Source organism: Pseudomonas sp. G166 (assembly GCF_037027455.2).
Lineage (GTDB): Bacteria > Pseudomonadota > Gammaproteobacteria > Pseudomonadales > Pseudomonadaceae > Aquipseudomonas.
Genome location: NZ_CP146985.1, coordinates 2281767 through 2308222, shown reverse-complemented (window position 1 = coordinate 2308222; position 26456 = coordinate 2281767). Strand labels below are relative to the sequence as shown.

Annotated in this window: 24 protein-coding genes and 2 pseudogenes; 10 read left to right on the top strand and 16 right to left on the bottom strand. The window is 60.7% G+C overall.

Features of this window, described 5'->3' with window-relative positions; all coding sequences use genetic code 11:
* Nucleotides 1-29 precede the first annotated feature (29 nt).
* The 4 genes from SGN16_RS10395 to SGN16_RS10380 form a co-directional block, all read right to left on the bottom strand.
* Nucleotides 30-2507 carry a TonB-dependent siderophore receptor gene (locus SGN16_RS10395; protein ID WP_335943940.1) on the bottom strand — a complete coding sequence of 826 codons (2478 nt, stop codon included), beginning with the start codon at nt 2505-2507 and terminating at the stop codon, nt 30-32.
* A gap of 95 nt (nt 2508-2602) precedes the next feature.
* Entirely contained in the window at nt 2603-3562 is a 960-nt protein-coding gene (locus SGN16_RS10390) for a FecR domain-containing protein (RefSeq protein WP_335943939.1), read from the bottom strand.
* On the bottom strand, nt 3559-4080 hold the full coding sequence (locus SGN16_RS10385; protein ID WP_210643838.1) for a sigma-70 family RNA polymerase sigma factor: 522 nt from the start codon (nt 4078-4080) through the stop codon (nt 3559-3561). The genes SGN16_RS10390 and SGN16_RS10385 overlap by 4 nt, the downstream gene beginning before the upstream one ends.
* Nucleotides 4081-4183: 103 nt before the next feature.
* On the bottom strand, nt 4184-4591 hold the full coding sequence (locus SGN16_RS10380) for a response regulator (RefSeq protein WP_210643837.1): 408 nt from the start codon (nt 4589-4591) through the stop codon (nt 4184-4186).
* Nucleotides 4592-4834: 243 nt separating this feature from the next.
* Here SGN16_RS10380 and SGN16_RS10375 point away from each other — a divergent pair, with 243 nt between their 5' ends.
* Both SGN16_RS10375 and SGN16_RS10370 read left to right on the top strand, forming a co-directional pair.
* Nucleotides 4835-6781 (top strand): DNA topoisomerase III, encoded by a 1947-nt coding sequence (locus SGN16_RS10375; RefSeq protein ID WP_210643836.1) that lies wholly within the window; start codon nt 4835-4837, stop codon nt 6779-6781.
* Between the two features lie 633 nt (nt 6782-7414).
* Nucleotides 7415-7744 carry a hypothetical protein gene (locus SGN16_RS10370; RefSeq protein WP_210643835.1) on the top strand — a complete coding sequence of 110 codons (330 nt, stop codon included), beginning with the start codon at nt 7415-7417 and terminating at the stop codon, nt 7742-7744.
* A 58-nt stretch (nt 7745-7802) separates the two neighbouring features.
* Here the strand turns inward: SGN16_RS10370 and glsB are convergent, their stop codons facing one another.
* On the bottom strand, nt 7803-8711 hold the full coding sequence (glsB, locus tag SGN16_RS10365) for a glutaminase B (protein WP_210643834.1): 909 nt from the start codon (nt 8709-8711) through the stop codon (nt 7803-7805).
* A gap of 210 nt (nt 8712-8921) precedes the next feature.
* Between glsB and SGN16_RS10360 the strand changes: the two genes are divergently transcribed.
* The gene (locus SGN16_RS10360; RefSeq protein ID WP_210643833.1) at nt 8922-9113 is read left to right on the top strand and encodes a hypothetical protein; all 192 of its coding nucleotides are present in this window, start codon (nt 8922-8924) and stop codon (nt 9111-9113) included.
* A 10-nt stretch (nt 9114-9123) separates the two neighbouring features.
* Here the strand turns inward: SGN16_RS10360 and SGN16_RS10355 are convergent, their stop codons facing one another.
* The gene (locus tag SGN16_RS10355; RefSeq protein WP_210643832.1) at nt 9124-10143 is read right to left on the bottom strand and encodes a hypothetical protein; all 1020 of its coding nucleotides are present in this window, start codon (nt 10141-10143) and stop codon (nt 9124-9126) included.
* 291 nt (nt 10144-10434) lie between these two features.
* Here SGN16_RS10355 and SGN16_RS10350 point away from each other — a divergent pair, with 291 nt between their 5' ends.
* Nucleotides 10435-10842: a YkvA family protein gene (locus SGN16_RS10350; protein WP_335944283.1), complete on the top strand. Its 408-nt coding sequence runs from the start codon at nt 10435-10437 to the stop codon at nt 10840-10842.
* A 27-nt stretch (nt 10843-10869) separates the two neighbouring features.
* On the opposite strand, the gene SGN16_RS10345 is transcribed toward SGN16_RS10350, so the two are convergent.
* The 7 genes and pseudogenes from SGN16_RS10345 to SGN16_RS10315 all read right to left on the bottom strand — a co-directional run bounded on the left by SGN16_RS10345 (nt 10870) and on the right by SGN16_RS10315 (nt 14969).
* Nucleotides 10870-11799: a ZIP family metal transporter gene (locus tag SGN16_RS10345; RefSeq protein WP_210643831.1), complete on the bottom strand. Its 930-nt coding sequence runs from the start codon at nt 11797-11799 to the stop codon at nt 10870-10872.
* 71 nt (nt 11800-11870) lie between these two features.
* On the bottom strand, nt 11871-12752 hold the full coding sequence (locus tag SGN16_RS10340) for a manganese catalase family protein (RefSeq protein WP_210643830.1): 882 nt from the start codon (nt 12750-12752) through the stop codon (nt 11871-11873).
* Between the two features lie 260 nt (nt 12753-13012).
* A pseudogene (locus SGN16_RS10335) lies at nt 13013-13157 on the bottom strand (general stress protein); the annotation flags it as partial.
* Nucleotides 13158-13159: 2 nt separating this feature from the next.
* Nucleotides 13160-13390: pseudogene (locus tag SGN16_RS10330) on the bottom strand (general stress protein); the annotation flags it as partial.
* Nucleotides 13391-13843: 453 nt separating this feature from the next.
* Nucleotides 13844-14092: a metallothionein gene (locus SGN16_RS10325; RefSeq protein ID WP_210643829.1), complete on the bottom strand. Its 249-nt coding sequence runs from the start codon at nt 14090-14092 to the stop codon at nt 13844-13846.
* A gap of 30 nt (nt 14093-14122) precedes the next feature.
* The gene (locus SGN16_RS10320; RefSeq protein ID WP_210643828.1) at nt 14123-14395 is read right to left on the bottom strand and encodes a hypothetical protein; all 273 of its coding nucleotides are present in this window, start codon (nt 14393-14395) and stop codon (nt 14123-14125) included.
* Nucleotides 14396-14459: 64 nt separating this feature from the next.
* Nucleotides 14460-14969, bottom strand: coding sequence for a DUF892 family protein (locus SGN16_RS10315; RefSeq protein WP_210643827.1), 510 nt, complete (start codon nt 14967-14969; stop codon nt 14460-14462).
* Nucleotides 14970-15163: 194 nt separating this feature from the next.
* Between SGN16_RS10315 and SGN16_RS10310 the strand changes: the two genes are divergently transcribed.
* Nucleotides 15164-16003 (top strand): NAD-dependent protein deacetylase, encoded by an 840-nt coding sequence (locus SGN16_RS10310; RefSeq protein ID WP_335943938.1) that lies wholly within the window; start codon nt 15164-15166, stop codon nt 16001-16003.
* Between the two features lie 120 nt (nt 16004-16123).
* On the opposite strand, the gene SGN16_RS10305 is transcribed toward SGN16_RS10310, so the two are convergent.
* Nucleotides 16124-17014, bottom strand: coding sequence for a LysR family transcriptional regulator (locus SGN16_RS10305; protein WP_210643825.1), 891 nt, complete (start codon nt 17012-17014; stop codon nt 16124-16126).
* A 142-nt stretch (nt 17015-17156) separates the two neighbouring features.
* Here SGN16_RS10305 and SGN16_RS10300 point away from each other — a divergent pair, with 142 nt between their 5' ends.
* Genes SGN16_RS10300 through SGN16_RS10290 form a run of 3 tightly spaced genes read left to right on the top strand, consistent with a single transcriptional unit; the run spans nt 17157 to nt 19749 of the window.
* Entirely contained in the window at nt 17157-17855 is a 699-nt protein-coding gene (locus tag SGN16_RS10300; protein ID WP_003200117.1) for a CoA transferase subunit A, read from the top strand.
* A 35-nt stretch (nt 17856-17890) separates the two neighbouring features.
* Entirely contained in the window at nt 17891-18556 is a 666-nt protein-coding gene (locus SGN16_RS10295) for a CoA transferase subunit B (RefSeq protein ID WP_003180355.1), read from the top strand.
* An 11-nt stretch (nt 18557-18567) separates the two neighbouring features.
* Nucleotides 18568-19749, top strand: coding sequence for an acetyl-CoA C-acetyltransferase (locus SGN16_RS10290; RefSeq protein WP_335943937.1), 1182 nt, complete (start codon nt 18568-18570; stop codon nt 19747-19749).
* Between the two features lie 517 nt (nt 19750-20266).
* Here SGN16_RS10290 and SGN16_RS10285 read toward each other — a convergent pair.
* A complete protein-coding gene (locus tag SGN16_RS10285) occupies nt 20267-20977 on the bottom strand; it encodes a FadR/GntR family transcriptional regulator (protein WP_210643823.1) in 711 nt (236 codons plus the stop codon).
* 337 nt (nt 20978-21314) lie between these two features.
* Between SGN16_RS10285 and SGN16_RS10280 the strand changes: the two genes are divergently transcribed.
* The gene (locus SGN16_RS10280; RefSeq protein ID WP_210643822.1) at nt 21315-22661 is read left to right on the top strand and encodes an MFS transporter; all 1347 of its coding nucleotides are present in this window, start codon (nt 21315-21317) and stop codon (nt 22659-22661) included.
* A 28-nt stretch (nt 22662-22689) separates the two neighbouring features.
* Complete coding sequence (gene gudD, locus SGN16_RS10275; RefSeq protein ID WP_335944947.1) at nt 22690-24033, top strand: glucarate dehydratase; 1344 nt, start codon at nt 22690-22692, stop codon at nt 24031-24033.
* A gap of 185 nt (nt 24034-24218) precedes the next feature.
* Here the strand turns inward: gudD and glgB are convergent, their stop codons facing one another.
* On the bottom strand, nt 24219-26453 hold the full coding sequence (gene glgB / locus SGN16_RS10270) for a 1,4-alpha-glucan branching protein GlgB (RefSeq protein ID WP_210643820.1): 2235 nt from the start codon (nt 26451-26453) through the stop codon (nt 24219-24221).
* Nucleotides 26454-26456: the final 3 nt, after the last annotated feature.

The window sequence follows — 26456 nt, the reverse complement described above, 5'->3', positions numbered from 1 at the left end:
GCGAGGGCGCTTGCTCCCTCGCCAGCGGATCAGAAGCGCGCCTTCATGCTCATGGTTAAGTTGCGCGGCTCACCGTAATAGTTACCGAAACTCTCGGTGCCGATGGTGGTGTAGTAGCGCTTGTCGAACAGGTTGTTGCCATTGAGGGCCAACGACCAGGTGTCATCGATGCGGTAGCCGACGCGAGCGTTCCACACGGCATAACCGGCCTGGGTGATCTTTTCGCCGCTAGTCGGCGACACCCGGAAATTGTCGCTTTGGGCATTGACCCCGGCGCCGACGCTGAACCGTTCGAACGCCCCACCCAAGGCGTAATCGCCCCACAGGCGCAACACATGACGCGGCACGTAGCTGTTGAACGAGCCGCCGTTGAGGCTGGTGTCAATGTCATCCAGGGTCTTGGTCTGGGTGTAGGTGTAGCCGGCAAGCAACTGCAGGCGCTCGATGACTTCACCGCTGATCTCGGCTTCGAAGCCCTGGGCGCGTACCTTGCCAGCGTTCTCATAGCAGTAACCGTCCGAGGACGCACAGCTTGAGGTGTAGTCGGTCTGGGCCTGGTCTTTCTGCAGCGTGCGGAACAGGTTGAAGGCGCTGTTCAGGCGTCCCTCGAACCACTCGCCCTTGATCCCCAGCTCATAGCTTTCACCCACCAGAGGCTTGAGTGCCGACCCGCTTTCGGAGCGGTAGTTGCCTTGGGGCGTGAAAATGTCCGAGTAGCTGGCGTAGGCCGTCAGGTGTTCGTTGAGGTCCAGCAACACGGCGGCAAACGGGGTGACCTGACCGGTCTCCGTGCTCTTGGCGTGTTCCGAACCGCCGGTGAGGAACACCGAGTCGGTCTTGGAGTTGTACCAGCTCACCCGGCTGCCCACGACAAAGGTCAAGGGGTCCGCCAGTTTCAGGCGCAGCGTCGAATACAGGCCTTGTTGCCGGGTGACGGTTTTCACCGGGCCTCCGCGCGTTGAATTCTCGATGAAGTAACTGTCGTCGGGTTCTGGAATATGTCGATCCGGATCGAATACGTTCTGCTTCTGCGGCAGGAAGGCGACCGAGAAAAAATCATCCTTGTCCGAACGACTGGCGTTGAAGCCGACGGTCAATTCATGCTGCTGCCCAAAGCCTTCGAACTTGCCATCCAGGTAGGCGTCGAGGCCGTAATCGACCTGGTCATAGTCGTACATGCTGCCCAGCACGTTGGTGGTCGAGGTGCCCGGCGTCACCGAGCCCGATGAAAACGCATATTTGATGTCCTGGGTGTTTTTCGTATAGACACCGGCCACCTTCACGGCCCAGTCGTCATTGAGCTGGTGCTTGAGATCGCTGAACACTGTGGTCCGCTGGCTGCGCCAGGTATTCCACGACGGATCCAGGCAAGTGGAACGACTGAGTTTCAGGTCGCTGCCATCCTTGTAGCGCGGCAGCCCGCCCCAGCAAGGACTCGCATCGACATCCTCATAGGCCAGGCCCAGGCCGAGGGTGGTGTCGGGCGTCAGGTCGAAGTCCAGGGCACCGTAATAGATCTGGTCCTTGCGCCGGGCATCGTCGTAGAAATAATGCCGGCTCTGCTCGGCAATCACCGCCCTGCCCCGCAGTGTGCCGGAGTCATTCAGCGGGCCACCGGTATCGACCTGCCCACGGTAGTTGTCCCAAGTGCCGCCCGACAGGCTGAGTTCGGTCTGGGCCGTGGCCTGGCCGCGCTTGCGGACGAAATTGACGCCGCCAGAGGTACCGCCCGACCCCTTCATCATCCCGGCGGCACCGCGCAGGACTTCGACCCGGTCGTAATAGGCCATGTCGCTGCTGAAACTGTCGGCCTGGACATAGCTGTTGCCCATGTCCAGCGGAACACCGTCGTATTGATACTGGCCGGACATCCGGAACCCACGGGAATAGAAATATTTGCCGCCCATAGTCGAGTCGTAGACGGTAATGCCGGGCGTCTTTTCCATCACTTGATCGATGGTATTCAGGTTCTGGTCATCGAGCATTTTGCGGGTGATCACCGTCACCGATTGCGGCGTTTCGCGCAGGGAATGCTCGCCCTTGCCGATGGTGACCGCACCCGTCGTATAGGAGCCACTGTTCTCGGTGGTCGCTCCGAGCATCGGCGCGTCGATGGTGGTCACCCCAAGCTCCATGACCGAACCGTTGGCGGGCACGGGGCGAAGCACGTAGGCGCCGTTGGCCTGGAGCTCGGCTTGCAGGCCGCTACCGCCAAGAATGCGGGCAAACCCATCACCTACACCGAACGAACCTCTCAGGCCGGGCGATTGCAGACCCTGGAGTTGCCGGGTATCAAACGAAATGGCGACACCGGCGGTGCTGGAGAACCGGGTCAGGACATCCACCAGGCTACCGGCCCCGATATCGTAAGCCTGCACCGAACGCTGCTGCGCCGAGGGCCCTGGAATCGGGCTGGCATTCACGACCCCGACGCTGGCGGTCGTGACGACCAACAAGCCGATTTTCACTGCAGACACCAGATGACCTGGCACGCTCATCCAAGACATGCTTCCCCTCCCCAAAAACGGTCGATAAAAACTCACTGAGGAAGAGCCGAACGATGGGGATAAAAAGTGCAGGGCAAGAATTCTTTATGTGTGTCTCAGCGCTGAGCGCTGCTCGATACCCGGACCCAGAATCGGCTGTAGCGGGTCACGCGCAACGAAAAGCCACTCTCCAGCGCCGCCAGGGCGAGATCCGTGTTGTCGACGGGAAACACGCCGGAAACCTTCAAGTCGGCAATGGCCGGATCACAACGCAGCACGCCGTTGCGGTAACGCGAGAGTTCATCCAGCAGCGCCGCCAGAGGACGGTCAATGGCGATGATACTGCCCTTCTGCCAGGCACCGACCGACACATCGTTGCCGCGCAGCGTACCCAGCGACCGATCATTGAAATCCAGGCGCTGGCCGGCTTCGACCCGCATCCTTGAGCCAATCGCCGGCAAACTGACCTCGACCGCTTTTTCAAGCACCGCCACCTCGCCGCCCTGCGCCTGGCCACGAACGATAAAACGCGTGCCCAGTGCAAGTACCTCGACATGACCGGTGATGACCTTGAAAGGCCGCTGCAAGGGATCGACCGCCGTGGTGACGATGATCTCCCCCCACAACAGCTCCAGTAGCCGCTGGCGCCCATCGAAACGAACGTTGACCGAGGTGTCGGTATTGAGCAGCACGGTGCTGCCGTCCACCAGCTGAAACTCGCGGCGCTCGCCCACTGCGGTGCGGTAATCGCAAAGCAGGTTCTGTGTAGTCTGGCTGCGCCAGCCCAACCAACCCAGGCCGCTGGCGGACGTCAGCAATAACGCGCTGCGCAATACCTGGCGACGAGATCGATTGTGGCGTTCGCTCAAGGTCGGTGCCGCCAGGGCACCCGGCACACTCGCCATCTGTTCGGCCACCGCCATCATTCTTTGCCAAGCCTGGCTATGCAACGGGCTTGCAGTCAGCCAGGCATTCCACCCGGCCCGATCCGCGTCGGTCGTGATGCCGGAATGAAGCCTGGCGTACCACTGCGCCGCCACACGGATGGCTTGCAACTCTTCGGCTGGCAGGTTCATGAAAGTTGCAATTGGATCTGCATCAGGCAGCAATGCTCCATGGCCTTGGCCATGTGGTTATTGACCGTACGTACGCTGACGCCCAGGCGCTCGGCAATTTGCGGGTAGGTCAGGCCATCGAACTGCGACAGGATGAACGCCTGCCTGACTCGCGGCCCCAGCCCCAGGAGCAAGCGATCGATCTCCATCAGGGCCTGAAGCAGGATGGCCTGCTCTTCCAGCGACGGGTGCTGCTCCTGCGGCATGGCGGCCAAGGCTTCCAGGTAGGATTGTTCCAGCGAACGGCGGCGAAACAGGTCGATCAACAGCCCCTTGGCGATCATCGACAGATACGGTCGCGGCTCACGAATATCCAATGCGGAGCGAGCCTTGATGACGCGCACGAAAGTATCCTGGGTCAGGTCCGCGGCATCGAAGGTGTTGCCCAAGCGCTTGCGCAGCCAGCCCTGGAGCCAACTGTGATGATCACTGTACAGAACGTCGACAGCACTGCGTAAGGACAGATCATTGGCGGGCATGGCAATGGAATAATTCGCGACTGATAATGAATCGCATTGTCATGGAGCGCATCGCTGCTTGCAACCCAAACATGCGCGGGACTGGCCAGCCCCCCATCATTGCTCAGTGCACAGAGTGATTTTTCACCGTGCTTTCCACCAGGTCCAACATCTGCCCCAGCGCCCAGGGCTTGGCGATGAACGAAGCGTGGTGCTTGATCCCCGCGCTTTCCGGCGTCTCGAAACCGGACATGATCAACAACGGTATCTGCGGCCAACGATCTCCGGTGACGTTGGCCAGGTCCGCACCGTTCAGCATCCCTGGCATGGTGATATCAGTGAGCAGCAGATCTACATCGCGAGCGTTATTCTCAAGAAACTTCAGTGCCTCGTCGGCGCTCTCCCGAGGCTCTACGACAAACCCTTCGTCCTGCAGGATCTCGCACAGGAATTCCAGAATGGTCTGATCATCTTCAACAACGAGAATCAAACGTGCGGTCGCCTGTCCGTTGCCCTTTGGCATCGAATTCATGTAAGTGACTCTCCTTGACCCCATAAACGTTCTTTGCGGTATCAGCCGCTCTGCAAGTTATGAGCGATACCCTGGCGAGAAAATTCATTCTGCGTGCAAATACACCGCCGAACGTTGCGCCAGACACTCCATTGCAACGCAGAGCAACGCTTTTATCTGTATATCCATACAGATAAAACTTGCCCCGGCACGCATCCATGACCATGCTACAGCCCCACGCAATCTGCTTAGGAATAGGGTGCTATGCAGCTGTACCTGTGTGAAAAGCCGTCCCAGGCCAAGGACATCGCCGCCGTGCTCGGCGCCACGCGTCGTGGCGACGGTTGCTGGCTGGGCGCGAACGTCACGGTCACCTGGTGCATAGGTCATCTGTTGGAAACCGCTCCACCGGACGCCTACGATGCGCGCTACAAGCGCTGGGTGTTGGCCGACCTGCCCATCGTTCCTGCGCAATGGAAAATGACCGTCAAGCCGAAAACCGCCAGCCAATACAAAGCGGTCAAGCGCTTGCTGGGGGAAGCGAAAGAGCTGGTAATCGCCACCGACGCCGACCGTGAAGGCGAAATGATCGCTCGGGAGCTGGTGGAACATTGCCGCTATCGCGGGCCGATCCGGCGGCTATGGCTGTCGGCCCTGGACGAAGCGTCAATCCGCAAGGCCCTCGCCACCCTCAAGCCGGGGGCCGAAACCTTCAACCTGTATCATTCAGCCTTGGGCCGTTCCCGGGCCGACTGGTTGATCGGCATGAACATGAGTCGCCTGTTTACCCTGCTGGGGCGCCAGTCCGGCTACCAGGGCGTGCTGCCGGTGGGCCGCGTGCAGACCCCGACGCTGCGGCTGGTGGTGGATCGCGACCGCAGCATCGCCGACTTCGTGCCGGTCGCCTATTGGGCCATCGACGTGCAGCTCAGCCATGAAGGCACCGCCTTTCTCGCTCAGTGGCGCGCCGATCCGGATGCTTGCGACGACCAGGAACGTTGCTTGAACCAGGCCCTCGCCCAGGAGGCCGCCCAAGCCATGGGCAATGCCGCCACCGCCCGGGTGATGAAAGTGCGCACCGAGCGCCTGCGCGAAGCGGCGCCATTACCTTTCGACCTGGGCACATTGCAGGAAGTCTGTTCGAAGAAGCTCGGCCTCGGTGCCCAGGAAACCCTGGACATTGCCCAGTCGCTCTACGAGACCTACAAGCTCATCACCTACCCTCGCAGCGATTGCGGCTTCCTGCCCTTGAGCCAACACAGCGAAGCCCCGGCCATCCTCGCCGCCCTCGCCCAGGCCGACCCGGGCCTGGCGCCGCTGCGCGAGCACCTGCAGCCACAACGTAAATCCCGGGCCTGGAACGACGCCAAGGTCAGCGCCCACCACGGCATCATCCCCACCGCCGCCGCAAAGAACCTCGACAAGCTCGCCAGCAAGCAACGAGCCGTCTATACGCTCATTCGCGCGCGCTACCTGGCGCAATTCCTGCCCAACCACGAATACGACCGGACCCAGGCCGACTTCGACTGTGCCGGACAGGCGTTGCGCGCGGTGGGCAAGCAGATCGTCGAACCCGGCTGGAAACGCGCCCTGCCCGAAGCGCTGGCCCCCGCTCGGGGCCGAGAAGCACCGGTGCCGCAAACCCTGCCGGCGCTGGCCGAGGGGCGCGATTGCGCCGTGGACGAGGTGAAACTCAAAGACCTGTGGACCCAGCCGCCCAAGCCGTTCACCGAGGGCGACCTGATCAAGGCGATGAAGAACGTCGCCAAACTGGTGGAGGATCCGCTGCTCAAGCAAAAACTCAAGGACACCACCGGTATCGGCACCGAAGCGACCCGGGCCTCGATCATCCAGGGGCTGCTCGACCGCGGTTACCTGGTGAAAAACGGCAAGGCCCTGTCTGCGACCCCGGCAGCCTTCAGCCTGATCGATGCCGTGCCCCGGGCCATCGCCGATCCCGGCACCACCGCAATCTGGGAGCAGGCGCTGGACATGGTGCAAAGCGGTGAGATGAGCCTGGAAGAATTCGTCACCCGACAAGCCGCGTGGATGAGCAAACACATCGCTCGCTGCCAGGGCATGAGCCTGACCATCAACGGCCCGGCCAGCCCCGCCGGGCGCGGCGCCACACCGTGGAAGAACAAGCGCAAGCCGGCCAAGCGCAAGGCTGGCGGCGCACCGCGCAAGGCGAGCAAAGCCAAGGCGACCTGAACAAAAATCAGGCCCACCCTGATTCCTCCTGTGGGAGCGAGCTTGCTCGCGATAGCGGCATGTCAGTCAATTATCTGTTGGCTGATCTACCGCTATCGCGAGCAAGCTCGCTCCCACACTGATGAGGTCTGACTGGAAATCCTCATACCCAAACCGTTTTGTCCGACAATATGTAGTGACCAAAAATAATCACTACAAAACCGTTGACGCCTCCGATTTGCCCTTGCATGATGCAGACGTCTCCCCGATCGGGAGTACAGGCAACTGTTTGAGCAAGCTCGTCTGACCGCCGAGCTGTTTTTTGGATAAGGGACTGCCCACAAGGCAGATTGAAGGTGCTGACCTGGCATGACCGTCCGGTAACAAGGACGAGAAACGTCGGCGAAGATCCTCATGACGCACGTGGTCGACCCTCGAAAGTTGACACTGGCTGAAGATTCTTCGCTGTTTCTCTTCGTTGTAGCGCATTTGCGTAGCAGCCCTTCGATAACACTACACAACCGAGGCACGACCCCGTCGAAGTTCGACGGACGAACGCTGACGGCCTGGTTTCGGTACCAGGTGGCACTTACCGAGAAGCGAAGTTTTTGCGAACCACCAGACAGATCAACCAAATGGTCAAGGGGCTTACACATGAATCTGAATAATCAACCATCTATTGATGAACTGGCTCGCATATTCGCAGCACACAAAGACACTCTCGACAGCCATATCCTGTGGATCAGCAAGAATGGCCAGGTGCATATGGACTGCCTGTCACCTTTTGCCGGTGAAGACGAGTTCGAAAAGAACACGCAAGAGCTGTGTGCCCGGCTGAAGATGTACCGCCGTGGCCAGGGCTACGTTGGCAAGAAGGCCGCCGCCGACAAAGACTTCATCGGTCGCGTGCTGCAAACGCTGACCCAGGCCTGGCAGTCGATGCAAAACACTTCGCAAGTGCAGGTCATCGACCGCTTCTGCTGATTGCACTTAAATAAAAAGGGCCCGTTCCTCAACCAGGAACGGGCCCTTTTTGTTGTATCTAGAAAACCGACCAGCCGATCCGCTGGCTCATCAATTCCAGCGCTGCCATGCCGGCCAGGGAGTTGCCGGCGACGTTGAGTTCAGGCGACCAGACGCACACCGTGAACCGCCCTGGCACCACGGCGACAATCCCACCGCCCACACCGCTCTTGCCAGGCAAGCCGACGCGATAAGCGAAATTGCCGGCCTCGTCATACAGCCCGCTGGTGGCCATGATGGAGTTGACCTGCTGGGTCTGTCGGGCAGTGAGGATCTGTTCGCCGCTGTGCTTGCAGAACCCGTCGTTGGCCAGGAAGCAGAACGCCCGGGCCAGGTCGATGCAGCTCATGCGCAGGGCGCAATGGCTGAAATAGCTGCGCAGCACCGCTTCCACGTCGTTATGGAAGTTGCCAAAAGACTGCATCAAGTAGGCCATCGCGGCGTTGCGGGCGCGGTGCTGGTATTCCGACTCGGCGACCTTGCCGTCCACCATCACTTGCGGGTTGCCCGACAAGCGCCGTACGAAATCGCGCATCGACAAGGCTGGAGCGGCGAAACGCGACTGGTTGATATCGCAGATAACCAAGGCGCCGGCGTTGATGAACGGGTTGCGTGGCCGACCGCGTTCGAATTCCAGCTGTACCAGGGAATTGAAAGGCTGGCCGGACGGCTCGTGCCCCAAGCGTTCCCAGATCGCTTCGCCGGAATGCCCGATGGCCTGCACCAGGCTGAACACCTTGGAAATACTCTGCACCGAAAACGCCGTGTCGGCGTCACCGGCACAATACATCTCGCCGTCATTGCCATACACGGCAATGCCCAGCTGATTGGGCGCCACGGTGCCCAGGGCCGGAATGTAGTCGGCTACCTTGCCCTGACCGATCAGGGGGCGAACCGCATCGAGGATCTCGTTCAACAGTGCTTGCATATGCGCGGGGTCCAGTCATTCCCCGTTCGAGTGCGGGGATACAGACGCTAGACGCTAATGGACGGCCTCAGAGCACACTGCTGCATCAAACTGCACAAATCCCCTCGCCACAAGATGTGTTTGCCCTATGAACCTCAAAAGGTTTCACAGGCGCATCTCACAAAATCGAGCGGTCTATAGTTCAAAGGATCAATCGGCAGGAGGTACACAATGCGCCAGATCATGCAAAAAGAACCCTGGTGGGCCTCGCCGCCCAAGCCCGGGCAGGATGAAAATGAGTTGGAATGGGGCTGGCTGGTGATTTACAGCGAAGGTGAGCCGCGCTTCGAATTCGTAAAAGAACGTCCCACGGATGAACAGATTCGCCATCGCAAGGGTTGCCGCGTCACACTCGGAGAATGAGTCCACTCCGTCACGGCTTGAGGTCCGGCAGCATCACCGCCCGATTAGCCAGGTCCGCCTCCACCAGGTTGCCTTCGATTTCCTCATCCAGGTAGTACACCGGTGCCATCACCCCGCTGAGGGGATGCTTGAGCGACTTGAACCAGGCCTCGTCGAACGCGGCGCTCAGGCTTTTGCGGATCTGCGCTTCCATTTCCGGCCGCTCACCTTCGTGGATCATGGCGCGAATACCCGCCACGCCCACCGAAATCATCGCCCCCACTGCCTTTCCGGCCACGGCAGCGGCCGCACCAGCCGCGCCTCGCGTGGCGAACTGCGCTTCGATTTTTTCACTGGTGCGTTGTGCCACCGTGGCGATCACCGCGTCCGATGGGCCCGAACCGGTGGCGGCGGCCTTATTGACGTGGTCAATCAGCGCGGCATAGGCCGGCAGTGCATTCAGCGGTTCGGTATGGACCATCTCATACAACGAAGCGTTGCGCGCCGCCGGCGGCCCCAGGGTGATGGCAGGAATGCCGTACAAGCGCCGGTTCATCAACTCGGTCGGGATTTGATGGCGCTGGGCGATCACCTCGACCTGCTGACTGAGCAGCCGCAGGTAATAACTCGTCGCGCTGGCCCTGATCGCCTCGGGATCGATCTCCACCGCCACCGGCTCCAACACCTGCTCGCGATACTGTTCTTGCAGGTAAACCGCCAGGCGCTTGGCCGAGGAGTCCTCATCGCCCTTGGCACTGGCGGAATACCAGCTGACCTTCATCGCCAACCACTCCTGGGTCCAGTAGCTGCTGAACCAGGGAATGAATTGGGCCTCGGTGCGTTCGTACACCAGCGCCCGCCAATGCTCCATCGACCCGCGGGCATAGAGTCCGGCCTGTTCGAGGGCGCTTTTCGACGCCGCGATGATCTGCTGGTCAACCTGCCGCCAAGTGTCCTGGGAAATCACCACCGTGGCGGCCTGTTGACCGCGCTGTGACGTGGCGCACCCCGCCAGAACGAGCAAAACGGCCAACATCAGCGAACGCAGCACGATCGCGCCACCCCGGGTTCAAGTCACCCACGAGGTTGAGTATAGGCCGCGAGAAACAGGGGCTTAGAGCAAACACACAAAACTCATGTGGGAGCGAGCAAGCTCGCCCCCCACAAGGATCTGCGTCGCTCAGATACCTTACGAACAACGCGTGCTTGGCCTGCACCGCGCCAGAATGGCTTGAGCGGTTTTCCGTGCGACGTTTCTGAAGAATCCCATCGCCACATGCGAGGTACATTGTCTTCGCAGTTTGCGGTTACCCTTGCCTATCCCAACCCCTTGCAGGTTTTGATGACCGCACTCCTCGAACGTCTTCGCCAATGGGCCAGGACCCTGAAACGCCAGACCATGACGCTGTGGTTCTGCTATCGCCATCCGCAGACGCCCTGGTTACCCAAAGGGATCGCCATTATCGTGGTGGCGTATGCCCTGAGCCCCATTGACCTGATCCCGGATTTCATTCCGGTGCTGGGCTATCTGGATGATGTGATTTTGCTGCCCGCGGGGATTTGGTTGGCTATTCGCCTGATGCCGTCTGCAGCGCTGGCAGAATGTGAAGCCAAGGCCCGGCAATGGCAGGAGAACGATGGCCAGCGCCCGGTGAACAAGATAGCGGCGGCATTGATTGTGCTGGCCTGGCTGGCGACACTGGCAGGAGCCTGGTTCATGTTTTACGACGGTACCGGCAAAACCGGCTGAAACCACGCGCTCGGTTTCAGCGGGCCCTCACCCCAACGCCGTGTCGAGAAACATCATCACCGCAAACCCCATCATCAACCCCAAGGTAGCCGGTGTTTCATGGCCGTTGCGGTGGGTTTCGGGAATCACTTCGTGGGACACCACGAAGATCATCGCCCCGGCTGCCAGGCCCAGGCTGATGGGATAGGCCACGGCCACACCCGAAGACATGCCCAGGCCGATCACCGACCCCAGCGGTTCCATCAGCCCAGAACCCACGGCAATCAGCGCGGCACGCAAGGTGCTGATGCCGGTGACCCGCAGCGCCATGGCAATGGCGAGGCCTTCGGGAATGTCCTGGATGGCAATGGCGGTGGTCAGGGGCAGGCCGACCTTGAAATCGCCGTCGGCAAAACTGACGCCGATGGCCATACCCTCTGGCAAGTTATGCAAGGTGATGGCGAGTACGAACAACCAGACACGATTGATGCGTTCGACTTGCGGACCGCGCCGGCCACTCAACTCGTGTTCGTGGGGGACGAAACGGTCGAGGCCGATCATCAAGGCGACACCCAGACCCAGTCCCACCACGACGACAAACGCAGCAAGCAACTGATTGCCACAAATGACCTGTGCCGCTTCGATCCCCGGCAAAATCAGTGAGAAGGAACTGGCAGCGAGCATCATGCCCGCGGCGAACCCCAGCATGATGTCCTGGGTGCGGGACGAGATGTCCCGCAACACCACCGCCATCACGGCACCCAGCGCGGTGGCGGCGAAGCCGGACGTGCCGCCCAGCACCGCATAACCCAGGTTTTGCCGGTCAGCGCCCACCAGAGCGTTGTAGCCGCTGTAGAGCAACAACGCGGCAATCACCGCCAACCCCAGCCAGAAGCTCACCCCTAGCACTAGATTGTTTTGCACAGGATCCAGCCAGGTACGCCAGGGCGATCGGATCCGGGAGGTGGGCTGGTCCATTGAGAGTCCTTACTGGTTGAACGATCGAACAGAATCCTCAGGCGAGGGAGCCGAGCCCCCTCGCCGGTTTCCTACAGTTTGTCACCTTGCATCCCTGAACCCAAGTCGGCGCCTGTGGTGGGGTCGCTTTCGGGGTTAGACATCGTCCGCGCCTTCATGTCCATCAACAGCGCTTCGTCTTTTTTACTCAACTGAACGCTGGCCAGTCCATCGCCACCATCCACCGCTGGCGTTGGGTTTTCCACGAACTCCCAGTCGTCACCCTGGTTCCACGGACCGCGCACGCTAGGTTCGCCCTGGGACATGTTGAAATACACATGACTGAATTCCGGCATGCCCGGCAATTTGCCTTGAGGGAAATTGGGCTGGATCGAGTGCAAGGCTTTTTCGAACGACAACTGGTGCGCGATTTCACGTGTCATCAAAAAGCCCAGCGCTTCTTTTACCCCGGGATCATCGGTAAGGTTCATCAACCGTTCATAGATGATTTTCGCCCGAGCCTCAGCAGCAATGTTTGAGCGCATGTCCGCCGTTGGTTCGCCGATGGTGTCGACATAAGCGGCAGTCCAGGGCACACCGGCGGAGTTGGTCAGCGGCGAGCCGGCGCCATACAAGAGGCTGGTGATGTGCGAGTCATTACCCGCACCGTTGATGTCCCGGTACAACTGCCCCTCTTTCTCCACGCCTTCGGCCATCTTGCCCTTGGCGCCCTTGTTCAGCATCACGATGATCGAACCGATCACCTCCAGATGACTGAGCTCTTCGGTGGCAATGTCCATCAGCAAGTCCTTGCGACCTGGATCGTCCTCGGACAGCGCCTGTGTGAAGTAACGCGATGCCGCCGCCAATTCACCCTGGGCACCACCAAACTGCTCAAGCAGCAGGTTGGCGAGTCCAGGATTAGGTTCAGCAACACGTACGGTGTACTGCAATCTTTTGTTATGCAGGAACATATTAAACCTCTCGATCAGGACACAAGCCAATGGGGACACTGCCGACGGCAGGCCCATAACTTCTGAAAAAGCTAAAGGATTAAAATCTATCTTCTATACAACAGACGAGCGGCACGGCAATCCTCATCAAACACTGACCACTGTGCGATTTAACAACTAAGCAAACTATTGAGCGTAAAAACAAGAGTGGCGCATTAAGTAATTTATATCAGGTCGGGGCAGGCCCCATGCGAATGGCACAGGGCCTGCCGAGCCGGACATTATGAATTACGTCCGCCACCCTGACTGTTTCCACTGCCTTTGCGAGTGGCCTCAGAAGCTTGCTCACGGTCGTTGGCAACGTTGCCACCGGACGCTTGCCCCCCTTTGCGACCGGCTTCGGAGGCGCGCTCCGGATCCTTGGCAAAATTGCCCCCCGAAGCTTGCCCGCCTTTGCGGCCAGCCTCTGCGGCACGCCCGGGGTCATTGGCGAAATTACCGCCCGATGCTTGCCCACCCTTACGGCCGGCCTCGGATGCACGTTCTGGATTATTGGCGAAGTTACCACCCGACGCTTGGCCGCCTTTTTTTCCGGCTTCCGATGCCTTCTCACGATCGTTAGCGAAATTGCCAGGATTGTTATTTCCTGTGTTAGCCATTTCATTCACCTCGTTAGTTAAAATTAACGAACCTCGCTGGTTCGTCTTATTGGGAGAAGCTGCAGCGGATAAGGTTTTAACGAAAACCGCTAAAGCGCGACGAACGGTCAAACTCTTTCAGACACTTTAAATAACACGCGTCCATTACCACGGCCTATCCAGTAACTGGCACGCAATAAATTATTTTAAACTCCGTATTTATCGGTCCCGCTTCGCTTGCGATAACGCGCGCGCAAGCAATCGAATAAAACAGTGCGTGTCTTTCCACGCTGTCCGCCAAAGGCCGGGCGCCGCCAGCACCCTATTGCACCGGTCTCGTCACCCTGGCCCCGCGCCGTCCCAGGAAGCCAAAACGCGCGGGCTGCCGGTGTTGTCCTGCACCACCACACTGACCGGCTTGCGGTGTCCGGATACCCTGTCGCCGAGACCCGGATAGCGAAAATGCCGCAATGCTCAAGGAGAAATCGGATCACTCGCCGGAAAGGTTTCCTCCAGTGCATCATCCAGTTGACTGTTGGTGATATCGCGCTCACCAACTTTGCCACTGCGCTCGCAATGGCAGCCTGGTGCCGGACAGGGCTCACCGTTGGGGTGCTGCTCGGCACACGCCTGGCTGCAGTAAGCCTCGCCGTCGTGATTGAAGACCTGCTGTGGATCTACATCACAATGACACTCGGGACAGCCACACTTCAATTCGCTCATGTCCTTCTCCTGAATGGATCGACGGTGCGTTCAAGAAGACCCCGCCAGCAACTGAACCTCCAGATTTGCCGCCGCCACGCCGTGGTTCGCTACATACACGTCAGCGGTCCAGCCCTTGGTCAAGTTGCGATAGGACTGGGTGCCCAAGGCGGTGCCGCTGTCCCACGCGATGACGTCGCCAATATCGATGTCATTGGCCGAACTCAGCTCAAGCACGGTATGCCCATCCTCTTGGTCCACATACACGCCCACCATCGAACTCTGTCGATTGATGGCTCGTACTTCACCGGTGGTTCGCTTCATACTTCTCCTTTTATCGGCAGCGCCACAAGCGTCCGCAAACAAGCGTGCGAACGCTCTTTCACACTCAGCGCTTAGCCTCGGTATGCGGACTGGCCGAACGTTCGAGGAACGCTTGGGTGATCTGCGGCAGGTGCTCGCGCAACCACTCGGCCATGGCGATTTCCTGCGGCAGGATCTGTTCGCAGGCTCGTTGTGTCTCCACATCGCCGGCTACTTTCGCTGCCTCGATCAGCACGGTGTAGGAGGCGATTTCCAGATTCTCGAACACATAGCCACTCATGGCGCCCTTGACCACTTCATCGCTCATCGTCATGCCGCCGACCGCCTGGCCGAAGGCCATGAGCTTGGCGGCCAGGTCCTTGAGCGTCGAGGTACTCCCACCCAGACGCTGTATGCATTGTTCCACCAACTTCTGCTGGCCGAGGGTTTCCTGCAAGTGCTCCTCGATCCGCGCCTTGAGCGCTGGATAATGCTCCAGACGTTCAGCCTGGGCCTTGAGCATTTTTTCCGCTTGCTGCTCCATGGCATGGGCATCGTTGAGCCAGTCCAACAGGTTCTCTTTTGGCGTTGCCATTCCCTTCTCCTTAGCCGTGGTCGCCACTGCATCGCAGCGCGACGGTTCTGAAGTACCGCACATAGAAGTGGATGTCGCCGGAGCGGGGAAAGTTTGAAGAAACCACCGCGCAGGGCGACGAAAGGCGTTAGCGCGTTTTCCCTGCACAACCGCAGTGCTAATCTCAACGGTTCCAGGCCAGCGGAGACACCCACATGCCCGACGATCTTCACCGTGAACCGATCGATCAGTTGGTGGAATACATGGCCGGGCGCCATTTCCTGGTCCTCACCGGTGCCGGCATCAGCACGCCATCGGGCATCCCCGACTACCGCGACAGCGACGGTGTGCGCCGCGGTCGACAACCCATGATGTACCAGGAGTTCCTCGCCAAACCCGAGGCGCGGCGACGCTATTGGGCGCGGGCCATGCTGGGCTGGCCACGGGTGCGACAGGCGCGGCCGAATGCAGCCCACGAGGCCTTGGCGACGCTGCAGGCCGAACAGCGCATCAGCGGCCTGATCACCCAGAACGTCGACACATTGCACGACCAGGCCGGCAGCCAGGACGTGATCGAACTCCATGGCAGCCTGCACCGCGTGCTCTGCCTGGATTGTGAGCAGCGCAGCGAACGGCAGCAGATCCAGTTATTGATGGAAGCGCAGAATCCCTACCTGGCCGGAGTCGATGCAGTGCAGGCGCCCGACGGCGACACCCTGTTGGACCCGGCGTTCGAGGCGCGCTTCCAGGTGCCTCGATGCCCTCATTGCGACAATGAGCGGCTGAAGCCCGACGTGGTTTTTTTCGGCGAAAACGTCGCCGCCGGCACCGCCGCGCGCGCCACCCGGGCCGTCGAGGAAGCGGACGGCCTGCTGGTGGTGGGCTCGTCGCTGATGGCCTGGTCGGCGTTTCGCTTGTGCCGGGCGATCAAGGACCAGGGCAAGCCGCTGCTGGCGATCAACCGGGGCAAGACCCGGGCTGATGAGTTACTGGATTTGAAGCTCGAGGCGCCTTGTGAACAGCTGTTGCCATTGCTGACACAGCGCCCGTTCTAGTCACACCACCCACCTCCCTGTGGGAGCGAGCTTGCTCGCGATGGCGGTGTGTCAGTCAATATCAACGCTGCTGATCCGACGCTATCGCGAGCAAGCTCGCTCGCGCAGGGGGATTGGTGGTTAACGCGCGGCCAAGTCCTGCTCCTTGAGTGTATCGAACAACGCCTGCGCCGCCGCCGACAGTTCATGCCCCGGCTTGGTCAGTACACCGATGGCCCGTTCGATCACCGGATCGCTCAAGGTGATGCAACGGGCGCCCAGTTCATGCATCTGCCCCACACACAGGGCTGGCACTGCACTCACCCCCAAGCCGCTGGCGACCATCCGTCCGACGGTCGCCAGCTGATGGCTCTCAAACTCCACGGGCAGCTTCATGCCCCGGGCCTGCAAATGCTCTTCAAGCATCACACGCACGGTGGATGGCCGTTGCAAGGTAATAAACGGCTGTTCCAGCAAGGTCTGCCAGTGGATGTCACGCAACTGGGCCAGCGGTGAATCCAGCGGCACCACCGCAACAAAGCGATCCAGATACAAAGGGGTGAAGGTCAGGGACGAACCCTGCATCGGCTCGAATGCCACACCCAATTCGACATGTCGGTCACGCACCATTTCCAGCACCTGTTCGTTGATCACGTCGTTGACCGTGACGTTGACATTCGGATAGCGGGCGCGGAAGGTCTTGAGGATCGGCGGCAGCAGGTTGCCGGCAAATGACGGCATCGCCGCCAACGTCACACGCCCGCGCTGCAAAGTGAAGCGCTGGCGCATTTCATCCTCGGCGTTGTCCCAGTCGGCAACCAACCGCCGGGCCAGTGGCAACAAGGACTCACCTTCAGGTGTCAGTGCAACGTTGCGGGTATTGCGACTGAACAAGCGTCCACCCAGGCCTTCTTCCAAAGCCTTGATGGTCAGGCTCAGGGCCGACTGGGACAGGTGCAATCGCTCGCAAGCCACGGCGAAGCTCAGGCTCTGGGCCACGGCGAGGAAGGCGCGTACTTGCTTAAGGGTCATGGGCGTTCTGTGTCCGGTTGCGTCGAAGGGATAACTATTGAGTTTTATCAATCAATCCAATCTAAAAATCAACTTAACAAATATATGAGTTGGCGCAACACTGCATCTCATTGCGACCCCATCAAGAATAAAAGAGGTGTCTATGGCAGGTTTCGACAAACGCGTGAGTTCTTATGAAGAAGCGCTGGAAGGCTTGAAGGACGGCATGACCGTCATCGCCGGTGGTTTCGGCCTCTGCGGCATTCCGGAAAACCTGATCGCCGAGATCAAGCGCAAGGGTATTCGCGATCTCACGGTGGTCTCCAACAACTGCGGCGTCGACGGTTTCGGCCTCGGCGTGCTGCTCGAAGACCGACAGATCCGCAAGGTGGTGGCCTCTTATGTGGGTGAAAACGCCCTCTTCGAGAAGCAACTGCTAAGTGGCGAAATCGAAGTCGTACTTACCCCCCAAGGCACCCTCGCCGAAAAAATGCGCGCCGGTGGCGCCGGCATCCCGGCCTTCTTCACCGCCACCGGCGTCGGCACGCCAGTGGCCGAAGGCAAGGAAGTGCGTGAATTCCATGGCCGCCAGTACCTGATGGAAGAATCCATCACCGGCGATTTCGCCATCGTCAAAGGCTGGAAAGCCGACCATTTCGGCAACGTGATCTATCGCCACACCGCCCAGAACTTCAACCCGCTGGCCGCCACGGCCGGCAAGATCACCGTGGTGGAAGTCGAAGAAATCGTCGAACCCGGCGAGCTGGACCCGACACAGATCCACACCCCTGGCATCTACGTCGACCGGGTCATTTGCGGCACGTTCGAGAAGCGCATCGAACAGCGCACCGTGCGTAAGTGATCCCCTGCCTCCGGCCCGAATGAAGGAATAACAACATGGCACTTTCCCGCGAACAAATGGCTCAACGCGTCGCCCGCGAAATGCAGGACGGCTACTACGTGAACCTGGGCATCGGCATTCCGACCCTGGTCGCCAACTACATCCCCGAAGGCATGGAAGTCATGCTGCAGTCGGAAAACGGCCTGCTCGGCATGGGCGCGTTCCCCACCGAAGCCGAGGTCGATGCCGACATGATCAACGCCGGCAAGCAGACCGTCACCGCACGCATCGGAGCCTCGATCTTCTCCTCGGCCGAATCGTTTGCCATGATCCGTGGCGGGCACATCGACCTGACCGTGCTCGGCGCGTTCGAGGTGGACGTCGAAGGCAACATTGCTTCATGGATGATCCCTGGCAAGCTGGTCAAGGGCATGGGCGGTGCAATGGACCTGGTGGCCGGTGCCGAAAACATCATCGTCACCATGACCCACGCGTCCAAGGACGGCGAGTCGAAGCTGCTGCCGCGTTGCAGCCTGCCGCTGACCGGTGCCGGCTGCATCAAGCGGGTGCTGACCGACCTGGCCTATCTGGAAATCCAGGACGGCGCCTTCATCCTGAAAGAACGGGCCCCGGGCGTCAGCGTCGAGGAAATCGTCGCCAAGACCGCCGGCAAACTTATCGTGCCGGACCATGTGCCTGAAATGCAGTTTGCTGCCCAGTGAGGAGAGATTCGATGCAAGAAGTCGTGATTGTCGCCGCCACCCGTACTGCCATTGGCAGTTTCCAGGGTTCGCTGGCCTCCATTCCCGCACCGGAACTCGGTGCAGCGGTGATTCGTCGCCTGCTGGAACAGACCGGCCTGTCCGGCGAGCAGGTCGATGAAGTGATCCTCGGCCAGGTGCTGACCGCGGGCTCCGGGCAAAACCCGGCCCGCCAGGCGTCGATCCTCGCCGGCCTGCCCCACGCGGTGCCGGCACTGACCCTGAACAAGGTCTGTGGTTCGGGGCTCAAGGCCTTGCACCTGGGCGCCCAGGCGATTCGCTGTGGCGATGCCGAGGTCATCATCGCCGGCGGCATGGAGAACATGAGCCTGGCCCCGTACGTACTGCCGGCCGCCCGCACCGGCCTGCGCATGGGCCATGCGAAGATGATCGACAGCATGATCACCGATGGCCTGTGGGATGCCTTCAACGACTACCACATGGGCATCACTGCCGAGAACCTGGTGGACAAGTACGGCATCAGCCGCGAAGAGCAGGACGCCTTTGCCGCCGCGTCCCAGCAGAAAGCCGTGGCCGCCATCGAAGGCGGTCGGTTTGCCGATGAGATCACGCCGATCCTGATTCCGCAGCGCAAGGGTGATCCCGTAGCATTCGCCACCGATGAACAGCCGCGGGACGGCACCACCGCCGAATCCCTGGGCAAGCTCAAGCCCGCCTTCAAGAAGGACGGCAGCGTCACCGCCGGCAATGCTTCGTCGCTCAATGACGGCGCTGCGGCGGTCGTGCTGATGAGCGCGGAGAAAGCCAAGGCGCTGGGCTTGCCGGTACTGGCGAAAATCAGTGCCTACGCCAACGCTGGCGTCGACCCGGCCATCATGGGCATTGGCCCGGTCTCGGCCACCCGCCGCTGCCTGGACAAGGCCGGTTGGTCGCTGGAGCAACTGGACCTGATCGAAGCCAACGAAGCCTTCGCCGCCCAGTCACTGGCCGTGGCGAGGGAGCTGAAATGGGACATGGACAAGGTCAACGTCAATGGCGGCGCCATCGCCCTGGGTCACCCCATCGGTGCTTCAGGTTGCCGGGTATTGGTGTCGCTGCTGCATGAAATGATCAAGCGCGACGCCAAGAAAGGCCTCGCAACGCTGTGCATCGGCGGCGGTCAGGGCGTGGCCTTGGCGCTGGAACGAGCTTAACCGGCAAAGGGTTCAACAGTGCTTGTGCGGACCCACGAATATCCGCGCAGCCACTGGCAACACCACCGGCGCAACCTGGGTTGCGCCGGTTTTTTTTGCCTGCCGGTTTTGAGCATGGCCTGCCGGCCTCATCGCGAGCAAGCTCGCTCCCACAGGGGATGGGGGTGTTCACAGATGCGGCGTCCACCACAGATCAAGTGTGGGAGCGAGCTTGCTCGCGAAGGCGGTGGGTCAGCTTGCATCGATGTTGAATGTAACGCCGTCATCGCGAGCAAGCTCGCTCCCACAGGGGATGGGGGTGTTCACAGATGCGGCGTCCACCACAGATCAAGTGTGGGAGCGAGCTTGCTCGCGAAGGCGGTGGGTCAGCTTGCATCGATGTTGAATGTAACGCCGCCATCGCGAGCAGGCTCGCTCCCACAGGGGACTGGGTTGGGTACAAAATCGGAGAACACCATCGATCCATTGTGGGAGCGAGCCTGCTCGCGATAGCGACAGGTCAGGCGACGATGAGCCCTCAGGCCCCCGCGCCAAACCGGTCGCGACTGTTGGTCAGGTGCAGCCACATGGCGGCGCGGGCGGCGTCCGGGTCTTGGCGCTTGATGGCGTTGAAGATCGCCTCATGTTCCAGGTTGGCCAGTTGCGCCAGTTTCCCGAGGTCTGCCTGACCGCGTTCGGCCACGTTCACCCGGGTCCTGGGGATCATCGCACTGCCCAGGTGCTGCATGATTTCGACAAAACAGGTGTTGTCCGTGGCTTCGGCGATGAGCAGATGGAAACGCCGGTCGGCTTCGACGCAGCTGTCGTTATTGCTGTATGAGTGCTGATAGTCATCCAGCGCCTGACGCATCTGCTGCAAATGACGCTCACTACGGCGCTGAGCCGCCAACGCAGCCGCCTGGGTTTCCAGGCCCAGGCGCAGTTCCAGGATGCCCCGCACCCCCGCCGCAGTATCGACATTGAGCCGTAACCCCGGCTCGCCGGTTTGCTCCAGCACAAAGGTGCCTATGCCGTGACGGGTCTCCACCAGTCCCGACGCCTGCAACTTGGAAATCGCCTCGCGCACCACCGTCCGACTGACGCCATGCTCACGCACAATGGCACCTTCCGATGGCAGCTTTTCCCCAGGTTTCAACTGCCCCAGCAAGATGCTCTGGCTCAGCTTCGCCACCAAGTCATGGGCCAGGTTATGGGTACGTTTGCGCAGCGGCGCTTCGGTGTCTTGCATCGCCAGGGATCCTCGAAAACAGGCTGATCGATCCTACCATCAGCAGGCTTGAGAGTGAGCATTACTGAACACTCAACTTGTATGACAACACACCGCTTTTGGCGATTTATCTCGAATATCAACGCCATGACAGACTCGCTACCTGCCGCACCACTTTCCCTCCGCGTCCTCACATATACCCACACCACCCCATAAACACAGTGCAACAAAGCCTAACCGCCCATCCAATCGCGCTCAAAAAAGTCTTGTCACTCAAAAAAATCAAGTTGTATGATGTCTATCAACATCGGCACCTGCACGATGCCCCGCATAAAAATAACGAGTGGGAGAAAAACCAGTGAACACATCCAGCCTCAAGGCGAATGCCGGCGCGGATCCCGTGCTGCTGTCGGCCATATCCAAGGTCAAGCGCCACATCCTGCCGCTGTTCGTCATCATGTTTATCGTCAACTACATCGACCGCGTGAACATCGGCTTCGTGCGCGCCCATATGGAGCACGACCTGGGCATCGGCGCAGCCGCGTACGGCCTGGGTGCCGGCCTGTTCTTCATCGGCTACGCGTTGTTCGAAGTCCCCTCCAACATCCTGCTGCAGAAAATCGGTGCACGTATCTGGCTCACCCGCATCATGCTCACCTGGGGCCTGGTTGCAGCCGGCATGGCGTTCATCCAGAACGAAACCCACTTCTACATCCTGCGCTTCCTGCTGGGGGTGGCCGAAGCCGGGTTCTTCCCAGGGGTGATTTATTACTTCACCCGCTGGTTGCCGGGGGTTGAACGCGGCAAAGCCATCGCCATTTTCCTCAGTGGCTCGGCCATTGCGTCGTTGATCTCCGGACCGCTGTCGGGGTTGCTGCTGCAAATCAACGGCCTGGGCATGCACGGCTGGCAGTGGATGTACTTCATCGAAGGGATGTTCTCCGTCTGCCTGTGCGTCTTCGTCTGGTTCTGGCTGGACTCCAAGCCCCACGACGCCAAATGGCTGAGCCGTGAGGAACAGGACGCGCTGGTCAAGACCATTGACGATGAACAGCGGGCCCGTGAAGCCGCCACACCGGTAAAGCTGTCCATTGGTCAGTTGCTCAAGGATCGCCAGATCATCCTGTTTTGCCTGATCTATTTCTTCATCCAGCTGACGATCTACGCCGCCACGTTCTGGCTGCCGAGCATCATCAAGAAGATGGGCGAGCTCAGCGATATCCAAGTCGGGCTGTTCAACTCGATCCCCTGGCTGCTGTCGATTGTCGGCATGTACGCCTTCGCCTCGCTGTCGGCCAAATGGAAATTCCAACAGGCCTGGGTGGCCACTGCCCTGTTGATCGCTGCGGCCGGGATGTTCATGTCCACCACCGGCGGGCCGATCTTCGCCTTCGTCGCCATCTGTTTCGCGGCCCTGGGCTTCAAGTCGGCGTCGTCGCTGTTCTGGCCGATCCCCCAGGCCTACCTGGACGCGCGGATCGCCGCTGGGGTGATTGCGTTGATCAACTCGGTGGGCAACCTTGGCGGCTTCGTCGCCCCCACCACCTTCGGCCTGCTGGAAGAGCACACCGGCTCGATCCAGGGTGGCCTCTATGGCCTGGCGGCCACCTCGATCATTGCCGCGATCATTGTGTTTGCCGCGCGCAATACGCCCAAGCCCAAAACCGTGACAACCTCAGCCGATCCGGCCGCCAGCCACGTCTGATCATTCGATTGTTCAAGGATAAGTACAGATGAGCCTCTCAGAAACCAGCAAAGCCCCGATCATCACCAGCATGCAGATCGTGCCCGTGGCCGGCCATGACGGCATGTTGCTGAACCTCAGCGGCGCCCACGGCCCGTTCTTCACCCGCAACATCGTTATCCTCAAGGACAACGCCGGGCACACCGGCGTGGGCGAAGTCCCCGGTGGCGAGCGCATTCGCCAGACCCTGGAAGACGCCCGCTCGCTGGTGGTCGGCAGCCCCATCGGCACGTACCAGAAAATCCTCAACACGGTGCGCCAGGCGTTCGCTGACCGCGATGCCGGCGGCCGTGGCCTGCAGACCTTCGACCTGCGCATCACCATCCACGCGGTGACCGGCCTGGAAGCGGCGTTGCTGGACCTGCTTGGCCAACACCTGGATGTACCAGTCGCGGCCCTGCTCGGCGAAGGTCAGCAGCGCGATGAAGTGAAGATGCTCGGTTATCTGTTTTATGTCGGTGATCGCCAGCAGACCGACCTGGCCTACCGCAGCGAGCCGGACGCCGACAACGACTGGTTCCGCATCCGCCACGAAAAGGCCCTGGACGCCGACGCCGTGGTGCGCCTGGCCGAAGCCGCCCATTCGCGCTACGGCTTCCAGGACTTCAAGCTCAAGGGCGGCGTGCTCCAGGGCGATGCGGAGATCGAGGCGGTCACCGCACTGGCCGAGCGCTTTCCCCAGGCGCGCATCACCCTGGACCCGAACGGCGCCTGGTCACTCAAGGAAGCGATCCGCTTGTGCCGCGACCAGCACAAAGTGCTGGCCTACGCCGAAGACCCTTGCGGCGCCGAGAACGGCTATTCCGGTCGCGAGGTCATGGCCGAGTTCCGCCGCGCCACCGGCCTCAAGACTGCCACCAACATGATCGCCACCGACTGGCGCGAGATGGGCCACGCCATCACTTTGCAGTCAGTGGACATCCCCTTGGCCGATCCGCATTTCTGGACCATGCAGGGTTCGGTGCGGGTGGCGCAGATGTGCAATGAATGGGGCCTGACCTGGGGTTCGCACTCCAATAACCACTTCGACATTTCCCTGGCGATGTTCACCCACGTGGCCGCCGCCGCACCCGGCGACATCACGGCCATCGACACTCACTGGATCTGGCAGGACGGCCAGCGGTTGACCAAGGCACCCTTGCAGATCCAGGGCGGTTGCGTGCAGGTGCCGAAAAAACCGGGGCTGGGGATTGAGCTGGACACGGATCAACTGGCCAAGGCCCATGAGCTGTACAAAGGCATGGGGCTAGGGGCGCGGGACGATGCGGTGGCGATGCGGTACCTGATTCCGGGCTGGACGTTCAACAACAAGCGGCCGTGCCTGGTGCGCTGACAATTGCAAAAACCTGTGTGAGCGAGCTTGCTCGCGATTGCGGTGGACCAGTCACATCGATATCGACTGGTGCCCCGCTATCGCGAGCAAGCTCGCTCCCACATTTGGTCGATCACGTCCTTGAGCTTGAAGTCACCCACGACCCCTTGTGGGAGCGAGCCTGCTCCCACAAGGGGCGGCGTGAGCTAGCCCTCCGGTCGCAGGATCAACACCGCCAACGGCGGCAGATTGAGTTCCAGCGACAGGTTCTGCCCATGGCTGGGGACTTCTTCGGTGGAGGCACCGCCGCCATTGCCGTAGTTGGAACCGGCGTAGGTGTCGGCATCGCTATTGAGCAGTTCCACCCAACGTCCGGCGAACGGCACGCCAACCCGGTACGCCTCACGCGGCACCGGAGTGAAGTTGGCCACCACCAGCACCGGCCGGCCTTCCTTGCTCCAGCGCAGCCAGGCATAGACGCTGTTGACCGCATCATCGCCAATCAGCCACTGGAAGCCCTGGGGCGCGTCGTCCTGATCATGCAGCGCCGGCTCTTCGCGATAGAGCCGGTTCAGGTCGCTCACCAATCGCTGTACCCCACGGTGCTCAGGGTATTGCAGCAGGTACCAATCCAGTTGCTGATCGTGGTTCCACTCGCGCCACTGGCCGAACTCGCAGCCCATGAACAGCAGCTTCTTGCCCGGATGTCCCCACATGAAGCTGAGGTAAGCCCGCAGGTTGGCGAATTTCTGCCAGCGATCACCCGGCATCTTGTCGATCAGCGAGCGTTTGCCGTGAACCACCTCGTCATGGGAAATCGGCAGGACAAACCGCTCGGACCAGGCGTACATCAGGCCAAAACTCAATTCATTGTGGTGGTGGGCGCGGTACACCGGGTCCTGCTGGATGTAGTGCAGCGAATCATGCATCCAGCCCATGTTCCATTTATAGGCGAAGCCCAGGCCGCCTTGTTGCGTGCTCTGGCTGACGCCCGGCCAGGCCGTGGACTCTTCGGCAATGACCAACGCGCCAGGGGTCTCCAGCGCCACCACGTCGTTGAGGTGTCGCAGGAAATCGATGGCTTCCAGGTTCTCGCGCCCGCCGTGGCGATTGGGCACCCACTCGCCCGCCTTGCGCGAATAGTCGCGGTACAACATCGAAGCCACGGCATCCACACGCAGGCCGTCGATATGGAAATGCTTCAACCAGTGCAGCGCCGAAGCCAACATGAAGCCGTGAACTTCGGTACGTCCCAGGTTGTAGATCAGTGTGTCCCAGTCCTGGTGAAACCCTTCCAGCGGATTGCCGTATTCGTACAGCGCGGTGCCGTCGAACTGCGCCAGGCCGTGGGCGTCGGTGGGGAAATGCGCCGGCACCCAGTCGAGGATCACGCCAATGTTGGCCTGGTGACAGGCGTTGACGAACGCGGCAAAGTCGTCGGGAGAGCCGAAACGCGCCGTCGGGGCGAACTGCGACAACGGCTGATAGCCCCAGGAACCGCCGAACGGGTGTTCCATGATCGGCATCAGTTCGATGTGAGTGAAACCCAGATCCCTGACATAGGGAATCAGCCGCTCGGCCATTTCATGCCAGTTGTACTGCCGGGCCACCTCCCCCGCCTCGTCGATTTCGCACTGCCAGGAGCCGGCGTGCAATTCGTAGATCGACAGCGGCGCGCCAGGGAGCTGGCGCTCGCGACGCTGCTGCATCCACTCATCGTCCTGCCACTCGATCTTCAAGGGCGAGGCGACTTTCGACGCCGTGTCTGGCGGCATCTGCGTGGCCAGGGCCACCGGGTCGGCCTTGAGCGGCAAGATGCCGTGGGCACCGAGGATTTCATATTTGTAGCCTTCACCCGCGCCAAGCCGCGGAATGAACAGCTCCCAAACGCCGGACGGATAGCGGATGCGCATCGGATGCCGGCGCCCGTCCCAGACGTTGAAATCGCCAACCACTGAGACGCGTCGGGCATTCGGCGCCCACACGGCGAAGCGCACGCCGTCGATACCATCGACGGTGGTCAGTTGCGCACCAAGGCAGGAACTGAGGTCGCGGTGATTACCCTCGCCGAACAGATAAAGGTCCATTTCCCCCAGCAGTGGCCCGAAACTGTACGGGTCCTCCGCTACTTGCTCACCGCCGGCCCAACGGGTGCGCAACAGATACGCCTGGGCACGGTCGAAATGGCCGACGAACAGGCCCGGGGTTTGGGTGGCTTGCAGTTCACCCAGCTCTTCACCGCCATCGCGGGCGAGCACATGCACACTCAAGGCACCGGGCAGGTATGCGCGGATGAACTGCCCGCCGGCCCCATCATCGTGGGGGCCGAGGATAGAAAACGGATCGTGATGTTCGGCGCGCACCAGCGCGTCGATGTCATGGGGCGCCGGCAGCAATGACTCTTTGGCCTGCCCCTGGGATTCTTTGTTCGAGACACTCATGAT